Raw genomic sequence first — 20,452 nt, forward strand, 5'->3', positions numbered from 1 at the left:
GATGGCTCAAGTCGCGTTTTGGCTGTCGCCACACAATTCAGCTTTTGGGCTTTCGATGTCCCCGATTCATGAGCGCTGTCATCTTGCACTTCATCACCTCAACGAAGGCATTAACCCATCGTTATAATCGATATTAACCAAATATCGCCACTTTGTAAATATATTTCCTACAGAAAGTTAATCCTGTAGGAAATATTTCTCACTGAGTCACTTTCTTTAGCATGTTGTTGGCAAACTCTTCTTGCTTAATGCACTCTCCTACAAGGCTTTCGAAGAAGTCTTTGTAGGATCGGCGCCATGTGGTTTCCGGGATATCGATAACGTTATCGCTAATGAATTTGCGGACGCTTTCCGGCAGTAGTCGGGAGTAGCCTCGCCCATTACAGCGGGAACAGGTTTTATGTACCGGTACGCCGCCTTGCTGTTTGGTTTTCTCTTCGTCCAGGACAACACCCTTCCCATTACAGCGGCATGCGTTGCTGATAACGCCCTTCCCTTTGCATTTGTGGCACAGCACTTTGACGGTCTCTCGCTTCTCTTTCAGATTCGGCCTACCGATGTACTTCATGGTCATGACTTCAGCCTCAACGAAGCGATCACCATTGCAGCAGTCGCATGTACGGGTGCTGGCAGCGCTGCGGGAATAGTCTTCAAAGGCAAAGGTTGCGAGCAGTTGCATGACCTTTGGCTTAATATCAGAATCAAGTTTGCGCAGCGCGGCCACCTTGTCACATTTGGTCAGCGCGTACTCTGCCAGCAGCGAGATCGCCTTATCTCGGTCATGAGTGCTGATACCCATTTTCCCCAGGAAAGCGCTGTATCCCATCGATGCTCGTTCCTGAGTCATCCCCATGGCTGCCATTACGTCCGTACCAGTCAGAGAGTCAGACGCAGTAGCGCGAGGAGAGTCACTGATCATGGTTGATTTTGCGAAGTGGAACTTCAGCGTGTTCTCAAGGTTCATTAAGCGGCTTCCTTCTGAGGTTGTTTGTTCTGGCTGTGCTTTGCTACTGGCGGCATCCTGGCGCGCATGACGCTTTCGGCCTGGTATCGGGATATCTGGTCGCGGGTCATGCGGCCTCCTGCTGTTTCAGCTCTTTCAGCTTTGCTCGGTACTCGTCTCGGATCCGGATGAAGTCATCGCGGCGGTAATTGGTCATTTTATGAGGCCCGTTCAGCCAGTCGACATACTCCTGCCCGTAACGAGCGATCAGTCCGGACTCATAGTTCTTCGCTACCGTGGCCTCTTTAGCTGTGTACTTGCCGGAACCGGCATTGCAGGATTTGCATTGTTTATGGGCATTGCGCTCTTCAAAGCGCAGCTCAGGGTTAGCACCAACCGTTTTGAAGTGGCCGCAATCCCACTGCCCGCCATGCAGATCAGGCGGATTTGTCTCTCCGCAGCTGATGCAGGGAAGATCGACATCTCTGGCACGGATGAAGGCGTTGAATGCTTGTTGAGCCTGCGCCTTGTAATAACCGGCGGGACGTAGCTCTGCCAGTCGCTCCTTGCGACGCTTGCGCCCTGCCTTCTCGGCCTCTTTCTGCTCTTTGATACGCTTTGCGGCTTCCTTCACTTTCTCCTTGGCTCGCTCTTCAATTGCCAGGATGACGCCATGCTCCTGGCAACACCAGCGGATCCGGATATCGTGATATTTCGGCACGAACCACTCATCACAAACTTTGCACTTACGGCGGGCTGGATTACGCATGGTCACCACCTTGAACCTGTACCAGCGTCAGGTTTCCGCAGAACACAGCACCGGTATCGATGTACATCTGGTTTGCATATTTCAGAGGCTGGCGCGCCGGGGTATGCCCGAAAATGAAGAGGTCAGCACCGGTTATTTCTGAGGTGATTCCGTCCATCGCATCGCTCACTCTCTCACGATTCCAAATTACCATTTCCTCTGACACTGGCTTATCGAACTCGTACTCGTTGTACGGGTAGTCAGCATGGCAGATGACCACTTTGCGATTTCCGGTCACCAGTTCGATGATCAGAGGAAGTTCAGCGGCCTTATGCACTAACGCCTTTGCCAGCACTTCTTTGTCATAGTCGAGATTGAAGAACCAACCACCACCATTTACCAGCCAGTGATTGACGTTCCCATACTCAGATAGCCCATCAATCATCATCTGCTCATGGTTGCCGCGCACAGCTCGGAACCACGGCATAGTAATCAGGTCAAGGCACTCGACATTTTCGGCTCCGCGGTCGATGAGGTCACCGACGGATATAAGAAGGTCATGAGTCGGATCGAAGTTTAGGTCTTCCAGCTTGCCCATCAGGTTTGTGTAGCAACCATGCAGATCGCCAACCACCCAAATATTGCGCCAGTCAGCACCGTTAATGCGTTGATAAATACTCATCAGGCCTCCTGCTTATCGCGCAACTGCTGGAATTCGCAGCCGCTAGGAATCGTCAGCGCCAGGCCAAACTGAGCGCACCACGCTTCGACTTTGCACAGGAAGATTGCATTTCTCCGGTATCAAGTTGCGATGTATGGCGAGGCTCCCAGGTGGTTTCTTTGGTACCGGTTATGAAATCGGTGTAGGTGACTTCTTCGCATCCGAGGTAGGTCTTTTTGAGGTTGCGCTTAACCCAATCAGGGGTGGCGTCTGTGCGACCGGAAGCGATCAGGTATTCGCTGATTTCCTGGTACCACATATGGGAAAGTGAGTTCTGAGAGATGCTGCGTTTCTCGCGCCACTCTTTGACCTGCAAACGCAATGGGCGGCCAGATTCGAGCTGCTCTTGCAGGAGCTTGCCAATAGCGGCGAAATTACCGGAGTGCAGCTTGATACCGCATTGAGGGATGTTCACGCTTCACCTCCGCAGAGGCCAAACGCAGAATGCAGAAAATCACAGGTGCCAGAAAGCATCTGTGAAAGAGGTCGGATTGTAACTTCATACAGCGCCATGAGGTTTCCTCTTCACGACGCTGGGGATTGGGTATCAGCGGGTGTTCAGGCCGCTGACCCCATGATTATAGCAGATGTTTTGATTGGTGATTATCAAAAATCAGTAATATGCGCCGACAGGCATGGTAATCATCTCCGATACGAAGATACCGAAACGCTTAGCTGTGCCCTGAATGATTTCACCTGGTGAATTAGCCCCGCCACGAAAAGTTTCTTCCTGACCGGTCACCACATCTTTGTAGGTCAGTGTGATGATGTAGCGGAATGTTGGTGCGTTATGGCGGTGGACTGGACGGGTTGCTGGTTGCGTGGTTTTCTGCGTCAGGCGTTTTTCACACTCGATGAAGTACCGGCGGATCTCCCGCCCTTTTTCGTTGCGCTCAACCATTGCCAACTCTTTCGCAGTGTCGATGGTGAGATGGTAATCCTTGCTACGGCGGTCGCCACCGCGCCCAACATTGATCCCCCCGCTTTGGTGAACCAATACATAATCGGCATCGATGAGAAATCCGTACTCAGTGATTCGGTTTTTTATCCACGTTGAAAAGTCACGTTTAACACCGAGAAAAGCATGCAGATCTCGCGCGTTGACAAGTAAAGCAGATTCGCTGGAGATGGTGCCGTTGAATACGGGAATAAGTTGAGAAGTCATTGTGATGTCCTCTTAGTCAGGATAATCACCACCGTCTGGTCTCAATCATTGGGTGGTGAACTGTGCAGGGTTGAGACTACCGGCTAAGAGAACCCGGCCAACCTTTCGGTTGCCCCACACAGCCCACCATAAATCGCGAATGTGGCTGTGCTTAGCGCATAAAAAAACCGCTAACGCGGCTATGCGTCTCTTAGATATCCGGGGTCTCAATCCCGACAACCGATTTTGCGGCTGCACAGGGAATATAGCCCCGGATATCTGTTTGTGTCAATTACTCCTGCTGCGGTGCTGCTGCGAGCATGACCTTGTAAGTTCCCTTATATGATGGGTTTTTGGTGCCAATAAAATGCAACCACCCGGCATCAATCATCTCTTTCGTTGGCTCAACCGGAACCAACTGCCAACCATCCGGAATTGCCGGAGAGTTGCCAGCCACCGCCTCCTGATATCGCTCCAGTTCGACGTATTCCTGCACCGCCCAACCGCTTTTGGCAAAACTGGAGGCCTCAAAAGCATCAAACGTGAATGACGTTTCACTGCCGGTTGGCGAGGTGACCCCGTACAGGTCAGCTACCTGCTGAAACCGCGTGGATGGCAACTTGTAAGCAGTCCTTACAAGTTCGACCATATCGCGATCATCATCGGAATGGTTGAGCATGGCGGCGCGGCAGGCGTTCCAGCCGACAGCTTTTCCGTGTTCAAACGCGCTGTCAAAGTCATCATCCATTTCCATCGCATCGGGCACAGATACCGGCGCTGGATGGACGGTGTAGAGCGGCATTACCTCAATATTGAAGATATCCCCCTCGCTTGGACACGCCTCTGCGCTACCGTAAACCCAAGGGTGAACGACTCCGTTACGCTTGTTGATTAATCTGTGCGCCCACGCCACAGGCTCCGCTTCGAGCGATGCCAGCGCGATACGCGCATTATTAATCAGGAGGCTATCAGCAGGAGATAAAACAACATGAGCGTTTCCCTCCGCATCAATTTCAGAATTCGTAATTTTTCTGAACAGCTTTGCCAGTTCTTTGGTAATAGTGCTCATGGGCGAATCTCCGTCCTGCCACCAAGTAAGCGGATTGCCACTCGTTCCCGGAAGGTAAGCGGTCGATGGTGTCCGCGGGCATTAACAATTTCAGGCTTTCCATTAGGCGGATAATTGACCCTGACCGATTGACCATCTAGCGCGTGAGAAGCCTCGAGTAGTGCTGACTTTAAGTGCGCAGGGCACTCTTTCTGCACCCGCTCGCCGTCTGAAATGACACCTGCAATCCCCTGAAGCATGCTGGCTAAATTGCTGAGATAATTTTTCACATTCACTCTCCTTTACCGGTGCCATAGGCAGATAAGCACTCTTCAAATCCAGCCTGATTATCCGTTTGACCTAAACTGAAGCCATGCTGAAGACCATGACGAAAGGCGCTGTCCTGCAACTTGTCGACTGTTTCGAGCTTCTCTTCCAGCTCAATAATCCGCTGGCGTAAGGCGGTGTTATCATCAAACAACTCGCAAACATGGCGGTTCTGCTTGCCTACTCGATTTTCACTATCAGCAATCTGCTTATCTCTGGCTTCCAGCGCCTCTACCAGCTCAGCGCTAGCCGCTTGCCATGCTGTCCACATATAAGTGAAAACCTGCACTGAGTAACCGCCACCGCTTGGATTGCGTCGTTTCTTTAAATAACCCCATGGTAAAGCGCTGGCTTCTTCTGCCCACGCTTCGAATTTTTCACGCTGCGCCAGTTCTGTTGTCATGCTCATACTGCACCGCCTTCATGCTTTTCTGCTTCGACTGCCATATTTTCAAGCCGTCGAGATAGCTCGGCGGCCAGCGTCTGGAACTCTTCTTCGGTCTCCACCGGGATCGGCACAAAGCGAATCCCGATATGTGCGAGGTTGGTAGCAATTTCTATGCTTTTCCTCAAGTCAACGGGTGAGGCTCTGTTCATGCTGATGTTCTCCCGTAAAACGCTAATACCCGACGCATAGCCGGACTCTGGCGGCATTCACTGAAAATCATGTTGGTACAGTTGCGCGACGTCCCTGCCTGCTCTTCCGACGTCGCCAGGCGATAAGTCACCGTTCGCCAGACCTTGCTGACACGCACAATCTTTCGTGCTCGCTCCAGATCGATGGCGTTCTTCGTGATGCAGTTGATGGTCATGCCGCAATCTGTGGCCACATCCTTCGCGGTGAAGGTCCGGTGCGTTTCGAGATAACGCAGAATTGCCTGTTTGCCTTTCATTGGATAAGCCCTCTCTCTTTCCCGCGCTGATACTCTTCCCAAAGCCATTGGGCCGGGGTTAGAGCTCCGAGAGTCGCTGCGTTTGGCATGCACCCGAAGCTTTTTCCTTCCGGGTGATAACCGGCCTGACGGCTCACGTGATTTGTCGGGATCACTTCATCAGAATTCTCGAGCGCCAGGACGGGAGATGGTATTTTTTCCCCACCAGCAACTTTCAGCGCCCATTCCTCAAGTTTTTTTGACGCGTATTTTTCAGTTTCAGCCTCGCTCAGCTGGCGCTGGTACATCGCTCTGCGCGTATCGGTCACAATCCAGTACATGACGTCATGAGACCACGGGAAAGCTTCTGCTCCGCCGGTATGCAGCCCTTTTTCGCGGCTATAACGATGGAACTCATTCATCACATCAGCCAGGCCAATGCCAAGCACCGTGCCGCTATCCTTGCACCATTTGATGAATTGCCCAGGCGACGGCCAGAAAGGTGATTCACTGGCGCGGGCATGACGCACACCAGCGGAAAGTTGTTCGCGAGTGCGGATCCCATTCTCTGAAAACGCTGCGATCCACTGACGCTTTGCCGTTTTCTCGTCTGCGTCAGTTTTCAGGTTTGTCTGCGTAGACGCAGGGAAAATCTGCTTCAGCTGCCGAAAGAGAGAATCAACAAGCCCCTCAGCCTCATGGTTGATAACCTTCTGCTGGTCGGTACTTCCGTTCGCCATTCTGGAAAGTAGCGCGCCATCACGGCCGTTAACGGCTTGCATAATCTGATTATTCACAGGAAGTCCTCCCATCCCTCGCGGCTGTTCCAGTGAGGCGTTTCCTGCTCGGCACGACCACGCTTAGCCAGCGGGTTAACCCTGGCATTCCGGATCCAGACTCTGAAAGCCGAATTCCAGTCGATTAGCTGCGTGCCACGGGAAAGGTGATAGTCCCGGAAGTTCAGCAGCTCAGTTTCAATGCTCACCCCCTTCTCGGCAGCCATGGCAATGTGATCTGCTGATGGCTTAAACAGGGGCGGGAATGGAATCTCCCCGTTTGGTGAAATCCCGATCCGCCGCTTAGCGGATTCGCTCATAAAACCTTCGCGCCCAGAGAGAGAGTTAGGTTCAGTGACTGGTTCAAAAGAGTGACTGGTTCTGGTGCCATCTGGTGGCACAGGGGGTGTGCCATCTGGTGGCATAGGGTGTGCTTCGTCGTGGCATACCCCTGTGCCATTTAATGGCATAGGGGTGGCATCTAATTTCAGGTAATACACATTTGACGTGTTTCCTTTTCCGTTGTTGACGCCGACACGGTTCTCACGCTTGATAAGACCCATTTCTTCAAGCGCATCAATATGGTTACGAACAGCCGTTCGGCTGCATTCGCATTGGTCGGCGATGTGTTGATACGAAGGCCAGCATTCGCCTTTGTCGTTGGCGTTATCAGCCAGCTTAATCAGGACGAGCTTACGCAGTGAGTTTCCCACTTTGACCCCCATTGCTTTCGCCATAAGTGACATGCTCACGTGCTACCTCCGGTTTGTTTACTCTCTTCGATTTACTTGGCATAATTGCCTCGCAATTGACTGACGTTTATTGCACCTGAAAGCCGTTGGTGTTCGCGCACCGCGGCTTTCGCCCTTTCTGCGTTCATGCTTCAAAATCTCCCTTCACTCCATCCCGGTTCGAAATCAGGATGGCCAGCAGCAGCGACATGTTCGGAACCAGGTTTTCCCGCCACCGGCTTACGGTTGATTTGTTGACCCCGATAACCTCGGCGATACGGGTTGTTCCCAGCTCTGCAATCTGACGGTGTAACCAACTCTCAATTCGTCGTGCCTCCGCTTTGTTGCGTGTCGTTAAGGTTTCCATTTGCGATACTTCCTCTGATTTAATTGGTTATGGCCGCCGGTCATGCGGCTGTTGATTTATTTGGCTCGTCGCCAAAGAGAAGCCATTCAGGCTCGCACTTAAGGGCGCGCGCCAGCTCAACCAGGTAACGTGGGCGCTTTGTTGTCCCGGCCTCAATGGCCTGCAGAGATTGCTGTTTCATTCCTGCCAGCTTCGCCAGCTGATCCTGAGACAGATTCATCTCTTCACGTTTTTGCTTGAGTCGTTGAGAAATTGTTTCCATATCTCCTCCACAGTTTTATCTGTATTCTCTGACAGTTATTTCTGTTTGTCAATTACAGTTTTAACTGTGATTATCAGGGAGGACAGAGAGAGGTATTTATGAGCCTTGCGGACCGCGTAAAGCAGAAGAGAATTGAGCTGGGGTTAACCCAGGCAGAAGCAGCTGAAATGGCCGGTATACGGCAGCAATCTTGGCAGAGCATTGAAGATGGGAAAACACTTAAGCCACGGAATATAATTGGTATAGCCAAGGCTCTGAAATCCGATGCTGACTGGCTGATGAATGGCGGCGCTTTTATGCCGGTGGCAGAGGTTAACAGCAGGAGAGTTCCGTTGATAAGCTATGTTCAGGCAGGCGCATTAGCCGAAAAAAATCCCATTGAGGCTTTCGACGGGAATCTCGAGTACATCCTCACGGACTCTGATATTTCTGAATATACCTTCGCGCTGCGCATAGAAGGTGATTCGATGGAGCCTGATTTCAAGGCCGGGGACATTATCATCGTTGATCCCGAGGTTGAGCCAACTCCCGGGGAGTTTGTTGTGGCAAGGAACGGCGGAGCGCAGGCAACTTTCAAAAAATATCGCCCAACATACATTGACCCCATGGGATGCCAGCACTTTGAATTAGTCCCCCTAAATGATGATTACCCTGTCATTAACAGTGATCACCAGCCATTGACCATCATTGGCGTTATGATTGAGCATCGCATCTACCGCAGAAAGCGATAGCAGACCTTCCCTCCTATAAAAAATCACCGGCTTCTGCCGGTTTTTTTTCGTCTGAACAAAAATATTTTTCAATCAAATACAGAAACATATGTATTTTACGCCATTAAATACAGTTTTGTCTGTTGACGATAATACAGTTTTATCTGTATCTTTAACCCATCGAAACAAAACATCGACAGCTGAGCGAAGTTAGCCAGCGGCGGACAGCAAGTCGCCTGCTCATTAAGAATTCAGTCAAGCAGCAAATCACCCGGAGCGCTCCTGGCAAATTGAAATGGCGCCCAATGGGATTGAGGCAGGTGTGTAACGCGTGGCGGGTATAGCACACGAAGAGGACTCCGCACCGGAATGGTTTGCTGCTCAGTTCCCGAACATCGGGGAATCTTTACCAGTGTCTCCTCATGATGGGGTAGCGGTAAAGAAAATGGGAGGAATATGAAACTTAATACACCTTGCCAGGATCATGGTCGCACAAGAAGTATCAGGGGCGGAGGATATGTTGTTGTCAGGTATCAGGGACGTACAACAAGCCTTCATCGCGTGGTCTTTATGGAAGCAAATAACCTGAAACCGGCAGATTTGGAGGGTCTTGTTGTACGGCACAAATGTGATAACCCACGCTGCATCAACCCTGAACATTTAGAGTCCGGCACACAACAGGAAAACATGAATGACATGATTTCCCGTGGGCGTAGTTCTAAGCGACCTGGTGAGAAAAATCACCAAGCGAAATTAAAACTACGGGATGTGGAGATCATTAGGGAAATGAAAGGGAAGTGTACACAAGCTGAGCTGGCAATGAAATTTCATGTAAGCCAAAAGCAAATAAGTAGGATTCAGCGCGGAGAAAGATGGCGCTCGTGAGAACGGGCAACACTGGCAGGGAGTTGGCGCTGACCAAAACAGGGAATGTTTTTGGATTGGATGAATGCGCAGGCTGATGCGCTGAGACGTCAAGATGATGATGCTCAAGCTGCCTGGGCACGGTTCGCAAAGTGGTGAGAGGCAGGTTTACCCAGCGAGAAATCATCAATGCCGGGAGTAGTTCAGCACCGGCCATCCAATCACCAAAGCATTTCTCCCGCATCAGCGGGTAACGACAGAGCCAACCTCAAGCACCGGGCGCCGATGCTTGGTGATGGTAATACTGCCATCTCAACCGCACAGGAGACGATGATCCTGTTCTGGTTGGATTGGAAAAGTCTTCTTGGCCCGCCAGCGCGCGGGCATTTTTTTGGAGGTTGCATGTTTGCTACTGACATCTCACTGAAATACGGCACTCATCAGCCAGAGACGATTCTGGAAACAATGCCGATCTAAGAAGCCTCCGAAATTATCAAGGAGAAGCTTCGTGATGAAGTGCGCAAGGAACTCGAGTGCGAGTATGGCGATCGCCTTTATGAGGCTGAAGAAGAGGCATCAAACTGGGAAAGCAGAGCTGATGACTATGAAAGCGATGCGACTTGCCTGGCTAAGGCCATAAGAGAGGCTTTTGAATCTTCCAGCTTTGAAGATGCAAAGGTGATCCTCCAGCGAGCGATGCACGACCATAAAGACTATTTCTGAAGACCCGCTACGGCGGGTTTTTTATCGCCATATCAAAGCAAATTCACAGAGTTTGCTCAGATATAGCACCCCCTGCTGGGGATTGGGTTTAAACGTTCGGCGGCGCGGCCTTAAGCGCGGAGATGATTATGACTCTTATCGAATTGACCAAAAAGAAAATGGCAATTGAAGCCGAACTGGCTCAGTTGAAGGCGAAGTTTGTTGATGACACCTCACGCATCGGCAAGGAGTTTATTGCTGTGTCTGAAGGTATCAACCAGGCCAATAAAGGCCTAACGATTGAGATGGTCCAGCATGGCATGACGATCATTAACTTCGGAGACCCGAAACAAAGCACGGAGCGGCGCGGGTGTGTTGAAGATGCGATTAACGACATTGCATCCGGGTTTACCCGCCTGAGCGAGCGCTATTTTGGCACAAAAAATTACGCCCAATGGAGCGATCAGCGTGAAGACCATCGCTATGGATATGGCCCTAAACACGGCTCTATCTGCTTCAAAATCGGCTTAACTGGCGCTGCCCTTAATAAGCTGGCAAGCGGCGGGTTGAGTGATTACGACGCTGAATGCGCTATCTACTGCCTAATGAACATTGACGCCATCAATGCGGCAAATGCCAAAGCCCGGGAGGCATCATGACAGTCACCCACAACGTCAAGCAGTACACCGCCAAAAAGCTCAACGATAACGAGTGGCAACTGACGTCGGTATCGGCACCGCGGGAAAAGCTCACACTTAATCGCCGGCAGATGCATATCGCTGGCCTCCTGGTACAGGTTGAGGTGAAGGTATGATGCACCACTACGGAACCACCCCGCTCATTCGCCAGTGCGTCACGCCCGGCATGATGGCAATGCATGAAGGTCGCACCTATCGCGTTTCAGCAGTCATTCAGGAGCGTAAATGGGTATACCTGCACACCGATGCAGAAATCATCCGACTAAGTGACTGCGTGATTGACGTCCTTCTGGACGGTCACGGCAACCCTATCCAGCACTAACCACCATATTCAACCGATCGGCCTGGCTTTCTGCGGGCGGGATCTGCACATCCAAATTTCAGGAGAAACCATGAGCGAAGTAACGGACTTAACTGTCATCGAAATCAAGACGGAACAGGCGCCGGTGCTGTACGTAGCGGGCGGCCTTGATGCTTATCTCGAGCAAATCCGCCAGGCAGTAAACGAAGTGCCGGACCTGTCCACGAAGAAAGGCCGTGACCGTGTCGCCTCTCTGGCGGCGCAGGTATCCCGCAGCAAGACGGCAATCGAAAAGCCGGGCCGTGAGTACCTGAAGCGTCTGAAAGAGGCTGTGCGTCCCGCTGAGGCCGAAATTAAGCGATTCGTTGATGCCTGTGACGAGCTGCGCGATGCGACCCGGCGCCCACTCACTGAATGGGAAGCCGAGCAGGAACGCATCAAGGCTGAAGAAGCCATGAACGCGATGCACGCCGAAGCGCTGGTGATGAACGAAGAGTTCGACCGTCAGCGCGCCGCGCAGATCGAGGCAGACCACGAAATGGCTCTGCTGATGAATGACAAGTTTGACCGTGACCGCGCCGCGCAGATCGAGGCAGACCACGAAATGGCTCTGCTGATGAATGACAAGTTTGACCGTGACCGCGAAGAGCAGCGCCGCCTGGCGGAACAGGCTCAGCGTGAGCACGAAGAACGCATTAAGCGCGAAGCGGCAGAACAAGCCCGCCGCGATGCCGAAGCGAAGCACAAAGCAGAGATAGAAGCTGCAGCGCGCCGTGAAGCTGAAGAGAAAGCACGTGCAGAGCAGGCTGAACGCCAGCGCATTGAAGCGGAACAGCGTGCGGCACGCGAGAAACAGGAAGCAGAAGCCCGGGCGGAGCGCGAAAAAGCCGCGGCAGTGGAAGCTGAGCGCCTCAAGGCAAAACAGGCAGAAGAAGCCCGCCTAGCCGAAGAGAAGCGCAAAGCTGAAGAAGAAGCGCGCCGAGCCGCAGACAAAGAGCACCGCCGCACCGTCAATCGTCGTGTCTACGCAGATCTGATTGCTCAGGGCATCCCCGAAGAATTCGCGCAGAAAGCAGTGCTGGCGATCGCTGGCGGCAAAGTGCAGGACGCGCACATCAAATATTGAGGCAACCATGAACGCATACCTCACTTACGACCGCATCGAAGATCGGCGCTGGGTTGAACAACAACTCACCGACGAGAAAGAGAAGTGGATCGACGACCGGGCTCAGCAAATCATCGACATGATGCCAAAAGAGCCGTCCGGCCTCTTCCACTTCACGGTCCCGATTGACTCCAGACCATACGAAGGACTTCGCAGCGATAAAGCTGGCGAGGCCTACAACGATTTCATTTCGGCAGTTGCTTACGCCCAGGCAGAATACGACTGGGAACACCGTACCGGCTGCCCGTTTTAAGGAGAGAGTTAATGGCCCGCAGAAATTTACTCCACAAATCGAAATTAGCCGACTTTAAGGAGTGGCTCTCGATGAACGGAATTCAGTGGAGAGATGGGAAAGGTAGTTACCAGGTGATCCAGGTGAATACGGGATGCGGCTGGACACCGATTTATGACAGCAGCAAAGAGCGACGCGAGCATTTCACCATTCAGGATGCTCTCAGGCCTTTGGTAAACAGATTCATCAGAGAGGCTGCAAAATGACAGATTCAAAAACACATTACCGCAAGGCATTTGACTCTCCTTACCTGAGCAGCGCCGACATCGTTGAGCCAACGGTGCTGACGATCGCCCGCGCAACGTTAGAAAACGACAAAACAAAAAAATCCAAAGACGTTTTTAACACCGCTTATTTTGAAGAGCGCGAGCTTCGCCCTGGCGAAAAGCTTAAGCCTATGATTCTGAATGCAACCAATAGCAAGATGCTGAAAAGCATCACCGGCTCGCCCTTTCTTGAGGATTGGGTTGGCGTGAAGGTCACTGTCTACGTCGATAAAAATGTCCGGTTCGGAAAGGAATCGGTTGAAGGTCTCCGCTTAAGCCCGGCGCGCGTCACAAAGCCGGTGCTTTCGCCAGATAAAACGCAGGCATGGAATAACGCCAAGGCAGCCTTCAAACGCGACGGCAACCTTGATGCAGTGCTGGCGAGAATGGACATTTCCCCAGAGCATCGCCGCCAACTTGAACAGGAGTGTTCATCATGATCTGGCACGACGTCGAGCAAAATGGTGAAGAGTGGGATGCTCTTCGCCTGGGTAAGGCCACCGCTTCAAACTTCGGCCTGATCATGGCTAACGATGGGAAAGCGTTTGGCGAACCGGCCAAGCGTTACGCTCTACAGTTGGCTCTGGAGCAGATTAAGGGGTGCAAGTCTGAGTTTGGCTTCTCAAACGAGCACATGGAGCGCGGGCACGAACAGGAGCCAATTGCCCGCATGCTGTACGAAGAGATGAACTTCGTCGACGTGGATAATGGCGGGTTCTTTGATCACGAAACGTACGGTGACAGCCCTGACGGACTCGTAGGACAGGACGGCCTCATTGAGATTAAGTCGGTCATTGCCGCCACTCACTACTCCACCCTCACCCGCGGCTCCTTCGATACGGCATACAGATGGCAACTTGTCGGTCACCTTGATTGCTCTGGCAGAGATTGGGTGGACTTCATCAGCTACTGCGCAGACTTCCCGGATGGTAAACAGCTCATCGTCTATCGCCTTACATCTGCCGAATGTGAATCAGAAATAGCACGGCTTCGCGCACGCAGAAAAGATTTCCTCGAACTTGTTGCGGACATTAAGCGCCGCATACTGGAGCTCGAATGAAACGCACACCCTTCTATCGCAGGCCCGGGCGAACCGGGCAATTCTCCGGCCTCCGTGAGCGCGTTATCTGGATGATTCAGACGCGCGGCCGCCCGGTAACCGGCAGCGAAATCGCAGAGAAGTTTGGCGTAACGCTCATTGAGTTTAACCGGGTTGCCAACGGCAACACTCGCGGCACCGGACAGATAGCTCAGATCGTTGAGTCAAAAAAATGGCTTAACGAGGACGGCATCTGCGACCGCACTTTCGACCTGGTCACGAAACCAAAGGTCGTAACGCCACAGGGCAAATCGCGCCTGTTCACCCGGCGCGCCATAGAGCAGTCGCAGGAAGGTAGACGGCAGGAATGCATAGCGCGAGCCGCCCGCCGTCGTCGCCTCATTGCTCAGGGCCTCTACATCGACGAAATGGAGTCAGTGCTATGAAAGCGTGGTCTCTCGAAGAGCTGGCGATGCTGCAGCGACACTCAAACGCTGAAGTCGCTGAGATTACCGGCCGCTGCATTGAAGAGGTAGGAGATAAGCGGCTGCAAACCAATATTGAGCGTAATGGCTGGGATGTTAACGATCCGGAGCGGGAGGATGTATGACCGGAAAATACTCTCTTATCTACGCCGACCCGCCTTGGTCTTACGGCAACACCATCAGTAACGGAGCCGCTGCCGATCACTACTCCACCATGAAGTTAATCGACATCAAGCGCTTGCCTGTGTGGGAGCTTGCCGCCGAAAACGCAGTGCTGGCGATGTGGTACACCGGCACGCATAACCAGGAGGCTATCGAACTGGCAGAGGCCTGGGGCTTCACCGTTCGCACGATGAAGGGCTTTACCTGGGTGAAGCTGAATCAGAACGCCGAGTTGCGCATCAACAAGGCGCTGGCCGAGGGGGAAGTTGCCGACTTTTACGACTTCCTCGATCTGCTGAACGCCGAGACGCGCATGAACGGCGGCAACCACACCCGGGCCAATACCGAAGATCTGCTGATTGCCACCCGCGGCGCCGGGCTGGAACGAAAGCACGCCGGGATTAAGCAAGTGATATACAGCCCGCTGGGCGCGCACAGCGAAAAGCCATGGGAAGTGCGCCACCGGCTAGAGCTGCTTTACGGTGATGTGCCGCGCATTGAGTTGTTTAGCCGCTGCGCGGCGCCGGGCTGGCACCACTGGGGAAATCAGTGCGCCACCGCCGCGGTTGAATTGCTACCCGGCTGCGCCATCGACGTTGTGAAAACGGAGGCCGCATGAGCAAAGGTACCATTATCTGCCTGTGCGATATCACTGGCGTCATGTCTGAGCCATGGGTTGAAGCCGGTTACCGTGCGGTGTTGGTTGACCCGCAGCATCCAGATACTTCGATTAACGGTCCGATTGAACGCATATCGGCAACCATAATTGAGGCTATGCCGCGGCTGTCCCAGATCATTCGTACAGAGAACGTGGTTATGGTTATCGGCTTTCCTCCTTGCACTGACGTTGCAGTATCAGGATCCCGCTGGTTCGAATTAAAACGAGCCAAGGACCAACATTTTCAGGCGAAAGCTGCACTTGTTGCCGAGCAATGCAGGATGACAGGCTTGGCGGCCGGATGCCCGTGGGCATTCGAAAACCCAGTGAGCGTGTTCAGTAGCATCTTCGGTTCGGCAGATTACACGTTCCATCCGTACCAGTTCACTGGGCTGTGCGCGGATGACAACTACACGAAACAGACCTGCCTCTGGACAGGTAACGGCTTCAAGACGCCGGCAGAGAATGTGCACCCGATGGTGGAAGCAGCTATCGACGCCGTGAAGCTGGCCTGCGGCCGGATGGTGCCGAAGAAGAAGGCAATCGAGGTCATCTCAGGAACATCTTTCGCCGGATTGGTGACTGACTGGTATCCGGACAACCGCATTCACGAATGCCCTCCCAGTGACGAGCGTGCCAACATTCGAAGCGCAACTCCTCTGGGCTTTGCGAAAGCAGTTTTTCTTTCGAATGCCCCTCATCTCAAAAACAAACGGAGGCCGCATGACGCCAGAAACAGACAACGCCATCCGTGCCGCCTGCCGCCGCTGAACCGAGGAAATCCAGCAGGCCATGCGCAAGAAGCCAAAGCCTAACTGGAACGAAACGGTGCCTCCCATCATCAACAAGCATCACAAGAAAATTGAAGCTCTGGGAATTAGCCTCATGGAGTTAGTCGTCAAAACTGGCCGCCTTAACGGGCGGTTTGGAGCCGAACAATGAATATGAAAACTGAAAAAATCGTGATGATGGACAGCGCTGAAGCGGCCAGCATCCAGACTGTAACTGGCTGGGTAGACCGACAAGGCCGTTTCTGGGGTGGTGACGAGCACCAGGCGCGTTGGTGCGGTGCCACTCATCGCAAGTGCAAAAACAAACCTGAAGAGCACCCTATTCATAGCACTCATGGCTATTGCGAAGAATGCCACCGCGAAAGCCGACAGGCGAAGTTCTCTACCTTTGAGCGCGCGGTATGGGCCGGAGAGCCGCTCGTTATCTTTGACAGTGACCAGTACTTTTTCGACGCTGAATCGCTGGCTGACTATTGTTGTGAGCACTCCCTACTGCCGAGTGAGTTGCAGTTAATGATCTGCGAGCCTAACTACCCGCCGGAGTTCGACCTGGAACAGCACTGCGAAGAGATAATGCCTGATGGTGATGACTATTACTGCTTGCCGCAAGCTGTGCGTGATGCTGCTGAGGCACTGAATAAGGCGCTGAAAGAAATTGCTCCAGTTTCGTGGAGCGCCAGCAATCGCGTGGCGATCGTCTCTGACGACATGCTCAACGATGAGCAGAAAGCCGAAATAATGGCGGAGCGCGCCGCATGAAGGCACTAATCACCCGGGAGCTTAAGGCTCCTTTTTTATTGCTGGCGTTCACATTCAACCGAATTAACCGACAGTTCCGGGAGCACCCATGAAACGAACATCCATAGCATTAGCTGTCATGGCTGCCGCCTGTACGTCAGTTAAATCGTGGAGCATCGCAGAAATTTCCCCTTCCATTTATATCGGGAATAGCTATCCGGTTAGTGGTGGAAAAACTGGAATTGCAGCGGCGCGTCGAGCCGCCAAGAAACGCAGGAGAGCACAACATGGCTGACATCATCGATACCGCAGCAGAAATTGAAGAGCTTCAGCGTAACGCTGCCCTTTCCGCTCACCGCATCGACCACAACGCCGTATCAGCTGAGCATTGTGAGGAATGCGACGAACCAATTCCCGAGCCGCGGCGCGCTGCCGTTCCAGGCTGCCAGACGTGCGCGGAGTGCCAGGGCGTTATCGAATTGAGGAATAAGCAGAGGGGGATCCAGTGAAAGAGCGCGGAATGATTTTTAATGAGTATCAGGTGCGCGCCTTGCTTGATGGCAGCATGACGCAGGTTCGGCGCCCTATCAAATGGCGTCAGACTCGGGCTACTGAAATTGCAGAGCGCGACGATGGAAGCATGTGGCCATGGAGCGAAGATGCGGAGCACGTGTGCGATTACTGGCATCCATGTCCATTCGGTGTAGTTGGCGATGCGATTTATGTCAGAGAGTCATTTTCACGGCTCGACGCATTTAACTTCTTTGATCCAGCAGTTCCTCACGAAGTCCCGGACTTCTGGTATTGGGCCGATGGTGAGCCAGCATGGGGAGACTGGACACGTCCACAATCTGGCGCAGTAATGCCTCGCGCCGCCAGCCGAATCACCCTGGAGATAACCGGCATCCGGGTCGAGAAACTTCAGACGGCTAATGAATCAGACTTGCTGAATGGCCTTGGCGACATGCTCGAACACTGCGAAACCGTAGCTGGACGAGCCTTCAACCATGCCGAGCATTATGCGATCGCTGGCGTTCCGGTAGGGCTGTGTCCAGAAATGCACGGCTTTAAAGCGTGGTGGGATAAGGCCAATGGCGAAGGTAGCTTCGACTCCAACCCTTGGGTCTGGGTAATCGAATTTAAGGTGGTGCCCAATGTTCAGGATAATCCAGCCTAATACCTGGTACGCCGATCCCCATGGCGCGCCCTGCAAAATACTCCGCTCAACCTATGAAGTAATCCACTACATCCGCAACGGCCGCACCTGCATCGCCAGTATGGGCAGATTTCAGCATGAATTCGAGCCGCTGACAAAAGCACAGGCCGAACGGATCGCTGAAGAAATCGAAACAGCAGAACACCTGAAGAAGCTTCGCGCCCAGCGTGCGGCATGAGGAGAAATTATGAAGAGTAACGCAGCCGCACGTCGGCTACTTGGGATGCCTCACTGGCGCAGTAATACGCAACAAATGCATTTTGTCGCTAACGTTCATCATGCAACAAAGACCGGAAAGATGGTTAGCGCATGGGTAGCTATGCGGACTAAGTCAGATTCCTTTTTCTATTTCACTTAATGACGCAACTGATAGCCGGTTATGAGCTGGCTATTGGGTGCGAAAGCACCACCTCGTGATCCATTTTGCCCGGCCCTGCGCCGGGTTCTTTTTTGCCTGGAGACACCCATGACCGACATTATTCAGCTGGCGCCCAACAAGTGGGTGACAGAACAAAAGTTGACTGAAATTACCGGACTCAAGCCAGGGACTATCGAGCGCGCCCGTAAATGCTGGCTTATCGGACGCGAGTATATGCACATCTCGCCAGAGGGCGAACCAAAACCTACCAGCCAGTGCATGTACAACACAGAAGCGATTAATCGCTGGATTGAACAACAAGCGTCTAAACAGCCAGGTGCTCACCCTTGATGAACAAGGTATGCTTAGCAGGCTCTTGGACGTCAGGAGGGAGTAATGGCTAAGTCAGCATACCCAACAGGCGTGGAAAACCATGGCGGTACGCTCCGCATATGGTTCATCTATAAAGGCAGCCGGGTGCGTGAAAGCCTCGGCGTGCCGGATACACCAAAAAACAGAAAGGTCGCTGGCGAGCTGCGCGCGTCGGTGTGCTTTTCGATTAAGACCGGCAACTTCAACTATGCAGCGCAATTCCCAGACTCGCCTAACCTGAAAAGGTTTGGGGTGGAGAGCAAGGAAATCACCGTGCTGGAGCTGGCGAATAAGTGGCTTGAACTGAAGCGTATGGAGATCAGCACCAACGCGATGTCACGCTATGCATCTATAGCTCGCAACATGGTGCCCAGGATTGGTGGGGACAGGCTGGTATCTGCGGTAACGCAGGAAGACCTGCTGTTTATCAGGAAGGAATTGCTGACCGGTTATCACACGCTGAAAGTCGGGCAGAAAACGCCGGTTAAGGGCCGCTCAGTCAGAACGGTCAACAACTACATGAAGACCATGGGCGGGATGTTTAAGTTTGCCGCTGATAGCGGTTATGTACGGGTGAATCCGTTCACCGGGATCGCCATGCTTAAGCGGTCACGATGCGAGCCTGACCCGCTGACGCGCGATGAGTTTGTCAGGTTGATTAACGCCTGCGCCCACCAGCAACTGAAAAACATGTGGTCTCTTGCCATCTACACCGGCGTGCGCCACGGAGAACTTGTGTCGCTGGCCTGGGAAGATATCGACCTGAAAGCGGGTACGATGATGATCCGCCGGAACCACACGTTAACGAAGGAGTTCACCCTTCCGAAAACAGAGGCCGGGACGGACCGTATCATCAACCTCATTCAGCCAGCGATCGACGTGCTGAAGAGCCAGGCCGAGTTAACACGCCTGGGTAAGCAGTATCAGGTTGAGGTGAAACTGCGCGAGTATGGCCTTACCGATGTGCATCCATGCACGTTCGTGTTCAACCCGCAGATCGCATCACGTAATGGCCGTGCCGGGCATCATTACGCAGTGGGGTCGATTAACCAGTCGTGGGAAGCGGCAATGCGACGCGCCGGGATTCGCTATCGCAGAGCATACCAGTCCCGACACACGTATGCATGCTGGTCGTTAGCTGCCGGCGCAAACCCGAACTTCATTGCGAAGCAAATGGGCCACACCGACGCGCAAATGGTTTACCGGGTGTACGGATCCTGGATGGCTGAAAATAATCAGGACCAGGTACTCATCCTAAACCAGAAATTGAGCGAGTTTGCCCCATCCATGCCCCACGCTGTGGGATCGGATGGTTATTAATAATAAATATCATTAGGTTAGATAACCTAAACCTGCATGCCCATCACTTCCTGATACGCACTCACCATTTTATTCCTCACCTGAATGCCCATCTGTAACGACACGGATGATTTTTGCAGATCGGTCATAACATCATTCAGCGCCACGCCCGGTACGCCAAGGGTAAAGTTTTCCGCCTGGGTGCGTGCGGCGTTTTGCGTATCGCTGATGCGATCCAGAGCGGCGCTCAGTTGCCCGGCGAAACTCACGGTTGACTGCGTATCAACCTGCTGATTCCGCGCCACATTGGCTGTCATGTGTAACTGTGACAGCACGCCCTCAATACCCTGAATCGCCATAACCCACTCCTGATAAATGTTAATGGAGCAGAGATTAG

The 20,452-nt window shown here is 52.8% G+C and carries 36 protein-coding genes and 5 pseudogenes; 26 read left to right on the forward strand and 15 right to left on the reverse strand.

Features of this window, described 5'->3' with window-relative positions:
- Positions 1–199: 199 nt before the first annotated feature.
- The 14 genes and pseudogenes from F0Q32_RS05265 to F0Q32_RS05330 form a co-directional block, all read right to left on the reverse strand.
- Positions 200–964: an antitermination protein gene (locus F0Q32_RS05265; RefSeq protein ID WP_149462232.1), complete on the reverse strand. Its 765-nt coding sequence runs from the start codon at positions 962–964 to the stop codon at positions 200–202.
- Positions 964–1,074: a hypothetical protein gene (locus tag F0Q32_RS26095; RefSeq protein WP_188016830.1), complete on the reverse strand. Its 111-nt coding sequence runs from the start codon at positions 1,072–1,074 to the stop codon at positions 964–966. The genes F0Q32_RS05265 and F0Q32_RS26095 overlap by 1 nt, the downstream gene beginning before the upstream one ends.
- Complete coding sequence (locus F0Q32_RS05270) at positions 1,071–1,712, reverse strand: recombination protein NinG (protein WP_149462233.1); 642 nt, start codon at positions 1,710–1,712, stop codon at positions 1,071–1,073. Before F0Q32_RS05270 ends, F0Q32_RS26095 begins: the two co-directional genes overlap by 4 nt.
- On the reverse strand, positions 1,705–2,373 hold the full coding sequence (locus tag F0Q32_RS05275) for a metallophosphoesterase (RefSeq protein ID WP_149462234.1): 669 nt from the start codon (positions 2,371–2,373) through the stop codon (positions 1,705–1,707). Before F0Q32_RS05275 ends, F0Q32_RS05270 begins: the two co-directional genes overlap by 8 nt.
- Positions 2,373–2,827: pseudogene (locus tag F0Q32_RS05280) on the reverse strand (YbcN family protein). The gene F0Q32_RS05275 and the pseudogene F0Q32_RS05280 overlap by 1 nt, the downstream one beginning before the upstream one ends.
- Positions 2,828–3,025: 198 nt before the next feature.
- The gene (locus F0Q32_RS26430; protein ID WP_255475155.1) at positions 3,026–3,577 is read right to left on the reverse strand and encodes an antA/AntB antirepressor family protein; all 552 of its coding nucleotides are present in this window, start codon (positions 3,575–3,577) and stop codon (positions 3,026–3,028) included.
- Positions 3,578–3,848: 271 nt separating this feature from the next.
- On the reverse strand, positions 3,849–4,625 hold the full coding sequence (locus tag F0Q32_RS26435; protein WP_255475156.1) for a DUF551 domain-containing protein: 777 nt from the start codon (positions 4,623–4,625) through the stop codon (positions 3,849–3,851).
- A gap of 271 nt (positions 4,626–4,896) precedes the next feature.
- A pseudogene (locus F0Q32_RS26750) lies at positions 4,897–5,133 on the reverse strand (ead/Ea22-like family protein); the annotation flags it as partial.
- Between the two features lie 203 nt (positions 5,134–5,336).
- Positions 5,337–5,528: a DUF1382 family protein gene (locus F0Q32_RS05305; protein ID WP_149462235.1), complete on the reverse strand. Its 192-nt coding sequence runs from the start codon at positions 5,526–5,528 to the stop codon at positions 5,337–5,339.
- Complete coding sequence (locus F0Q32_RS05310) at positions 5,525–5,824, reverse strand: protein ren (protein WP_149462236.1); 300 nt, start codon at positions 5,822–5,824, stop codon at positions 5,525–5,527. Before F0Q32_RS05310 ends, F0Q32_RS05305 begins: the two co-directional genes overlap by 4 nt.
- The gene (locus F0Q32_RS05315) at positions 5,821–6,615 is read right to left on the reverse strand and encodes a replication protein P (protein ID WP_188016831.1); all 795 of its coding nucleotides are present in this window, start codon (positions 6,613–6,615) and stop codon (positions 5,821–5,823) included. The genes F0Q32_RS05310 and F0Q32_RS05315 overlap by 4 nt, the downstream gene beginning before the upstream one ends.
- On the reverse strand, positions 6,597–7,325 hold the full coding sequence (locus F0Q32_RS05320; protein ID WP_063619687.1) for a helix-turn-helix domain-containing protein: 729 nt from the start codon (positions 7,323–7,325) through the stop codon (positions 6,597–6,599). Before F0Q32_RS05320 ends, F0Q32_RS05315 begins: the two co-directional genes overlap by 19 nt.
- 130 nt (positions 7,326–7,455) lie before the next feature.
- Positions 7,456–7,677, reverse strand: coding sequence for a CII family transcriptional regulator (locus tag F0Q32_RS05325; protein WP_149462238.1), 222 nt, complete (start codon positions 7,675–7,677; stop codon positions 7,456–7,458).
- 40 nt (positions 7,678–7,717) lie between these two features.
- Entirely contained in the window at positions 7,718–7,939 is a 222-nt protein-coding gene (locus F0Q32_RS05330) for a helix-turn-helix domain-containing protein (RefSeq protein ID WP_023296412.1), read from the reverse strand.
- 98 nt (positions 7,940–8,037) lie between these two features.
- Here F0Q32_RS05330 and F0Q32_RS05335 point away from each other — a divergent pair, with 98 nt between their 5' ends.
- The 26 genes and pseudogenes from F0Q32_RS05335 (at position 8,038) to F0Q32_RS05435 (ending at position 20,076) form a co-directional block, all read left to right on the forward strand.
- A complete protein-coding gene (locus tag F0Q32_RS05335) occupies positions 8,038–8,670 on the forward strand; it encodes a LexA family transcriptional regulator (protein WP_058657415.1) in 633 nt (210 codons plus the stop codon).
- A gap of 435 nt (positions 8,671–9,105) precedes the next feature.
- On the forward strand, positions 9,106–9,534 hold the full coding sequence (locus F0Q32_RS05340; RefSeq protein WP_149462239.1) for an HNH endonuclease: 429 nt from the start codon (positions 9,106–9,108) through the stop codon (positions 9,532–9,534).
- 168 nt (positions 9,535–9,702) lie between these two features.
- A complete protein-coding gene (locus F0Q32_RS26310; RefSeq protein WP_223145794.1) occupies positions 9,703–9,990 on the forward strand; it encodes a hypothetical protein in 288 nt (95 codons plus the stop codon).
- 39 nt (positions 9,991–10,029) lie between these two features.
- Positions 10,030–10,236 carry a hypothetical protein gene (locus tag F0Q32_RS26315; protein WP_223145795.1) on the forward strand — a complete coding sequence of 69 codons (207 nt, stop codon included), beginning with the start codon at positions 10,030–10,032 and terminating at the stop codon, positions 10,234–10,236.
- 128 nt (positions 10,237–10,364) lie between these two features.
- Positions 10,365–10,874: a hypothetical protein gene (locus tag F0Q32_RS05350; protein ID WP_149462240.1), complete on the forward strand. Its 510-nt coding sequence runs from the start codon at positions 10,365–10,367 to the stop codon at positions 10,872–10,874.
- Positions 10,871–11,029 (forward strand): hypothetical protein, encoded by a 159-nt coding sequence (locus F0Q32_RS26105; protein WP_188016832.1) that lies wholly within the window; start codon positions 10,871–10,873, stop codon positions 11,027–11,029. Before F0Q32_RS05350 ends, F0Q32_RS26105 begins: the two co-directional genes overlap by 4 nt.
- On the forward strand, positions 11,026–11,235 hold the full coding sequence (locus tag F0Q32_RS05355; protein WP_001514158.1) for a hypothetical protein: 210 nt from the start codon (positions 11,026–11,028) through the stop codon (positions 11,233–11,235). Before F0Q32_RS26105 ends, F0Q32_RS05355 begins: the two co-directional genes overlap by 4 nt.
- 70 nt (positions 11,236–11,305) lie before the next feature.
- A complete protein-coding gene (locus F0Q32_RS05360; protein WP_149462241.1) occupies positions 11,306–12,340 on the forward strand; it encodes a hypothetical protein in 1,035 nt (344 codons plus the stop codon).
- Between the two features lie 7 nt (positions 12,341–12,347).
- On the forward strand, positions 12,348–12,632 hold the full coding sequence (gamL, locus tag F0Q32_RS05365) for a host nuclease inhibitor GamL (protein WP_149462242.1): 285 nt from the start codon (positions 12,348–12,350) through the stop codon (positions 12,630–12,632).
- A gap of 11 nt (positions 12,633–12,643) precedes the next feature.
- A complete protein-coding gene (locus F0Q32_RS05370; RefSeq protein WP_023328770.1) occupies positions 12,644–12,877 on the forward strand; it encodes a hypothetical protein in 234 nt (77 codons plus the stop codon).
- Positions 12,874–13,072 (forward strand): annotated as a pseudogene (locus F0Q32_RS26110) (hypothetical protein). The gene F0Q32_RS05370 and the pseudogene F0Q32_RS26110 overlap by 4 nt, the downstream one beginning before the upstream one ends.
- Entirely contained in the window at positions 13,069–13,377 is a 309-nt protein-coding gene (locus tag F0Q32_RS26115) for a hypothetical protein (RefSeq protein ID WP_161503855.1), read from the forward strand. The pseudogene F0Q32_RS26110 and the gene F0Q32_RS26115 overlap by 4 nt, the downstream one beginning before the upstream one ends.
- Positions 13,374–13,997: a lambda exonuclease family protein gene (locus F0Q32_RS05380; protein WP_149462243.1), complete on the forward strand. Its 624-nt coding sequence runs from the start codon at positions 13,374–13,376 to the stop codon at positions 13,995–13,997. Before F0Q32_RS26115 ends, F0Q32_RS05380 begins: the two co-directional genes overlap by 4 nt.
- Complete coding sequence (locus F0Q32_RS05385; RefSeq protein WP_149462244.1) at positions 13,994–14,422, forward strand: regulator; 429 nt, start codon at positions 13,994–13,996, stop codon at positions 14,420–14,422. Before F0Q32_RS05380 ends, F0Q32_RS05385 begins: the two co-directional genes overlap by 4 nt.
- A complete protein-coding gene (locus tag F0Q32_RS26120) occupies positions 14,419–14,586 on the forward strand; it encodes a hypothetical protein (protein WP_188016833.1) in 168 nt (55 codons plus the stop codon). The genes F0Q32_RS05385 and F0Q32_RS26120 overlap by 4 nt, the downstream gene beginning before the upstream one ends.
- Positions 14,583–15,242 carry an MT-A70 family methyltransferase gene (locus F0Q32_RS05390; protein ID WP_149462245.1) on the forward strand — a complete coding sequence of 220 codons (660 nt, stop codon included), beginning with the start codon at positions 14,583–14,585 and terminating at the stop codon, positions 15,240–15,242. Before F0Q32_RS26120 ends, F0Q32_RS05390 begins: the two co-directional genes overlap by 4 nt.
- Positions 15,239–15,997, forward strand: a pseudogene (locus tag F0Q32_RS05395) (dcm methylase); the annotation flags it as partial. The gene F0Q32_RS05390 and the pseudogene F0Q32_RS05395, both read left to right, overlap by 4 nt.
- 7 nt (positions 15,998–16,004) lie before the next feature.
- Positions 16,005–16,223, forward strand: a pseudogene (locus F0Q32_RS26445) (hypothetical protein).
- Positions 16,220–16,831, forward strand: a complete 612-nt coding sequence (locus tag F0Q32_RS05405) for a hypothetical protein (RefSeq protein ID WP_149462246.1) — start codon at positions 16,220–16,222, stop codon at positions 16,829–16,831. Before F0Q32_RS26445 ends, F0Q32_RS05405 begins: the two are co-directional and overlap by 4 nt.
- 88 nt (positions 16,832–16,919) lie before the next feature.
- Positions 16,920–17,105 carry a hypothetical protein gene (locus F0Q32_RS05410; protein WP_149462247.1) on the forward strand — a complete coding sequence of 62 codons (186 nt, stop codon included), beginning with the start codon at positions 16,920–16,922 and terminating at the stop codon, positions 17,103–17,105.
- Positions 17,098–17,319, forward strand: coding sequence for a TraR/DksA family transcriptional regulator (locus F0Q32_RS05415; RefSeq protein ID WP_149462248.1), 222 nt, complete (start codon positions 17,098–17,100; stop codon positions 17,317–17,319). The genes F0Q32_RS05410 and F0Q32_RS05415 overlap by 8 nt, the downstream gene beginning before the upstream one ends.
- Positions 17,316–17,987 carry a hypothetical protein gene (locus tag F0Q32_RS05420; RefSeq protein ID WP_149462249.1) on the forward strand — a complete coding sequence of 224 codons (672 nt, stop codon included), beginning with the start codon at positions 17,316–17,318 and terminating at the stop codon, positions 17,985–17,987. Before F0Q32_RS05415 ends, F0Q32_RS05420 begins: the two co-directional genes overlap by 4 nt.
- Complete coding sequence (locus F0Q32_RS05425; RefSeq protein ID WP_149462250.1) at positions 17,965–18,204, forward strand: DUF4222 domain-containing protein; 240 nt, start codon at positions 17,965–17,967, stop codon at positions 18,202–18,204. The genes F0Q32_RS05420 and F0Q32_RS05425 overlap by 23 nt, the downstream gene beginning before the upstream one ends.
- A 9-nt stretch (positions 18,205–18,213) precedes the next feature.
- Positions 18,214–18,384 (forward strand): stationary-phase-induced ribosome-associated protein, encoded by a 171-nt coding sequence (gene sra / locus F0Q32_RS26755; protein WP_186436782.1) that lies wholly within the window; start codon positions 18,214–18,216, stop codon positions 18,382–18,384.
- 108 nt (positions 18,385–18,492) lie between these two features.
- Positions 18,493–18,735 carry an excisionase family protein gene (gene xisR / locus F0Q32_RS05430; protein WP_149462251.1) on the forward strand — a complete coding sequence of 81 codons (243 nt, stop codon included), beginning with the start codon at positions 18,493–18,495 and terminating at the stop codon, positions 18,733–18,735.
- Between the two features lie 45 nt (positions 18,736–18,780).
- Positions 18,781–20,076: a site-specific integrase gene (locus F0Q32_RS05435; RefSeq protein WP_149462252.1), complete on the forward strand. Its 1,296-nt coding sequence runs from the start codon at positions 18,781–18,783 to the stop codon at positions 20,074–20,076.
- Between the two features lie 26 nt (positions 20,077–20,102).
- On the opposite strand, the gene fliE is transcribed toward F0Q32_RS05435, so the two are convergent.
- On the reverse strand, positions 20,103–20,414 hold the full coding sequence (gene fliE / locus F0Q32_RS05440; RefSeq protein WP_149462253.1) for a flagellar hook-basal body complex protein FliE: 312 nt from the start codon (positions 20,412–20,414) through the stop codon (positions 20,103–20,105).
- Between the last annotated feature and the right edge of the window lie 38 nt (positions 20,415–20,452).

It is taken from the genome of Pseudocitrobacter sp. 73 (genome assembly GCF_008369545.1).
Taxonomy (GTDB): Bacteria; Pseudomonadota; Gammaproteobacteria; order Enterobacterales; family Enterobacteriaceae; genus Pseudocitrobacter; species Pseudocitrobacter vendiensis.

Bases quoted from the DNA above. Each gene is read 5' to 3' on its own strand.
- F0Q32_RS26435 (WP_255475156.1), bottom strand. From the start codon at position 4,625: ATGAGCACTATTACCAAAGAACTGGCAAAGCTGTTCAGAAAAATTACG.
- gamL (WP_149462242.1), top strand. From the start codon at position 12,348: ATGAACGCATACCTCACTTACGACCGCATCGAAGATCGGCGCTGGGTT.
- F0Q32_RS05435 (WP_149462252.1), top strand. From the start codon at position 18,781: ATGGCTAAGTCAGCATACCCAACAGGCGTGGAAAACCATGGCGGTACG.
- F0Q32_RS05355 (WP_001514158.1), top strand. From the start codon at position 11,026: ATGATGCACCACTACGGAACCACCCCGCTCATTCGCCAGTGCGTCACG.
- F0Q32_RS26095 (WP_188016830.1), bottom strand. From the start codon at position 1,074: ATGACCCGCGACCAGATATCCCGATACCAGGCCGAAAGCGTCATGCGC.
- F0Q32_RS05390 (WP_149462245.1), top strand. From the start codon at position 14,583: ATGACCGGAAAATACTCTCTTATCTACGCCGACCCGCCTTGGTCTTAC.
- F0Q32_RS05360 (WP_149462241.1), top strand. From the start codon at position 11,306: ATGAGCGAAGTAACGGACTTAACTGTCATCGAAATCAAGACGGAACAG.
- F0Q32_RS05310 (WP_149462236.1), bottom strand. From the start codon at position 5,824: ATGAAAGGCAAACAGGCAATTCTGCGTTATCTCGAAACGCACCGGACC.
- F0Q32_RS26120 (WP_188016833.1), top strand. From the start codon at position 14,419: ATGAAAGCGTGGTCTCTCGAAGAGCTGGCGATGCTGCAGCGACACTCA.
- F0Q32_RS05315 (WP_188016831.1), bottom strand. From the start codon at position 6,615: ATGGGAGGACTTCCTGTGAATAATCAGATTATGCAAGCCGTTAACGGC.
- F0Q32_RS05325 (WP_149462238.1), bottom strand. From the start codon at position 7,677: ATGGAAACCTTAACGACACGCAACAAAGCGGAGGCACGACGAATTGAG.
- F0Q32_RS05350 (WP_149462240.1), top strand. From the start codon at position 10,365: ATGACTCTTATCGAATTGACCAAAAAGAAAATGGCAATTGAAGCCGAA.
- F0Q32_RS05405 (WP_149462246.1), top strand. From the start codon at position 16,220: ATGAATATGAAAACTGAAAAAATCGTGATGATGGACAGCGCTGAAGCG.
- F0Q32_RS05415 (WP_149462248.1), top strand. From the start codon at position 17,098: ATGGCTGACATCATCGATACCGCAGCAGAAATTGAAGAGCTTCAGCGT.
- F0Q32_RS05380 (WP_149462243.1), top strand. From the start codon at position 13,374: ATGATCTGGCACGACGTCGAGCAAAATGGTGAAGAGTGGGATGCTCTT.
- fliE (WP_149462253.1), bottom strand. From the start codon at position 20,414: ATGGCGATTCAGGGTATTGAGGGCGTGCTGTCACAGTTACACATGACA.
- F0Q32_RS26310 (WP_223145794.1), top strand. From the start codon at position 9,703: ATGCCGGGAGTAGTTCAGCACCGGCCATCCAATCACCAAAGCATTTCT.
- F0Q32_RS05340 (WP_149462239.1), top strand. From the start codon at position 9,106: ATGAAACTTAATACACCTTGCCAGGATCATGGTCGCACAAGAAGTATC.
- F0Q32_RS05335 (WP_058657415.1), top strand. From the start codon at position 8,038: ATGAGCCTTGCGGACCGCGTAAAGCAGAAGAGAATTGAGCTGGGGTTA.
- F0Q32_RS05275 (WP_149462234.1), bottom strand. From the start codon at position 2,373: ATGAGTATTTATCAACGCATTAACGGTGCTGACTGGCGCAATATTTGG.
- F0Q32_RS05320 (WP_063619687.1), bottom strand. From the start codon at position 7,325: ATGTCACTTATGGCGAAAGCAATGGGGGTCAAAGTGGGAAACTCACTG.
- F0Q32_RS05265 (WP_149462232.1), bottom strand. From the start codon at position 964: ATGAACCTTGAGAACACGCTGAAGTTCCACTTCGCAAAATCAACCATG.
- F0Q32_RS05410 (WP_149462247.1), top strand. From the start codon at position 16,920: ATGAAACGAACATCCATAGCATTAGCTGTCATGGCTGCCGCCTGTACG.
- F0Q32_RS05305 (WP_149462235.1), bottom strand. From the start codon at position 5,528: ATGAACAGAGCCTCACCCGTTGACTTGAGGAAAAGCATAGAAATTGCT.
- F0Q32_RS05385 (WP_149462244.1), top strand. From the start codon at position 13,994: ATGAAACGCACACCCTTCTATCGCAGGCCCGGGCGAACCGGGCAATTC.
- F0Q32_RS05425 (WP_149462250.1), top strand. From the start codon at position 17,965: ATGTTCAGGATAATCCAGCCTAATACCTGGTACGCCGATCCCCATGGC.
- F0Q32_RS26105 (WP_188016832.1), top strand. From the start codon at position 10,871: ATGACAGTCACCCACAACGTCAAGCAGTACACCGCCAAAAAGCTCAAC.
- F0Q32_RS05330 (WP_023296412.1), bottom strand. From the start codon at position 7,939: ATGGAAACAATTTCTCAACGACTCAAGCAAAAACGTGAAGAGATGAAT.
- F0Q32_RS05270 (WP_149462233.1), bottom strand. From the start codon at position 1,712: ATGCGTAATCCAGCCCGCCGTAAGTGCAAAGTTTGTGATGAGTGGTTC.
- xisR (WP_149462251.1), top strand. From the start codon at position 18,493: ATGACCGACATTATTCAGCTGGCGCCCAACAAGTGGGTGACAGAACAA.
- sra (WP_186436782.1), top strand. From the start codon at position 18,214: ATGAAGAGTAACGCAGCCGCACGTCGGCTACTTGGGATGCCTCACTGG.
- F0Q32_RS05370 (WP_023328770.1), top strand. From the start codon at position 12,644: ATGGCCCGCAGAAATTTACTCCACAAATCGAAATTAGCCGACTTTAAG.
- F0Q32_RS26430 (WP_255475155.1), bottom strand. From the start codon at position 3,577: ATGACTTCTCAACTTATTCCCGTATTCAACGGCACCATCTCCAGCGAA.
- F0Q32_RS26115 (WP_161503855.1), top strand. From the start codon at position 13,069: ATGATTCTGAATGCAACCAATAGCAAGATGCTGAAAAGCATCACCGGC.